At 45.1% G+C, this 758-nt stretch carries 1 protein-coding gene; it reads left to right on the top strand.

All coding sequences use genetic code 11. The features are described 5' to 3' along the window. Positions 1–58: 58 nt before the first annotated feature. The coding region (locus B4K20_RS13010; protein WP_289283195.1) for an HDOD domain-containing protein at positions 59–758 on the top strand (700 nt) is incomplete at its 3' end.

Here is a 758-nt window from a genome sequence, read left to right as displayed (position 1 = left end):
TCATGAAAGCACTGTATGAAATGCAGTTAGACTTGGAAAATGAGCAGGAGGAGCAAACATGAGCCTCACAGCTGAATCACTGGTCAACAAATCACTGGAACTCGTTTCACCACCCACTACTTACACACAGCTCAATGAGCTAATGGAAGATCCCGATAGTAGTATCGATGACATCAGTGCGGTCATTAATACCGATCCGGCATTAGCAACACGTCTGTTAAAAATCGTGAACAGCCCTTTTTATGGCTTTCCCTCTCAAATAAATACTATCTCGCGAGCCATCACCATTATAGGTACACGTGAGCTGACTAATCTAATTCTAGCGACATCGGTACTGAATTCATTCAGAGGCATTCCTACCTCATTGATCAATATGAATGAGTTTTGGCGCCATAGTTTTGCCAGTGCGATTGCCAGCAAGCTGTTGGCTGAAGAATGTGGCCAACGTTCGAGTGAGCGTTTTTTTATTGCCGGCCTGCTTCACAATATTGGTAGTTTGGTTATTTATCAGACAGTCCCCGAACTAGCGCGTGAAGCGATTAACAGTGCTGAGTTTGGCCATGAAATTATTTTTGAAGCCGAGCAGCGGGCAATGAGGTTTGATCATACTCACGTAGGTGAAGCACTGACTAAAGCCTGGCGTCTGCCAAAATCACTTCAGGAAGTCGCACGTTATCACCACTCTCCTTCCGATGCGGATGAGTTCTTGATTGATGCAGCAGTTGTACATATTGCCGACATCTTGGTATCTTCCGTGC

Source organism: Methylophaga sp. UBA5088 (genome assembly GCF_002414625.1).
In the GTDB taxonomy this organism is placed as follows: domain Bacteria; phylum Pseudomonadota; class Gammaproteobacteria; order Nitrosococcales; family Methylophagaceae; genus Methylophaga; species Methylophaga marina.
This window is presented reverse-complemented; position numbering and strand designations above follow the sequence as displayed.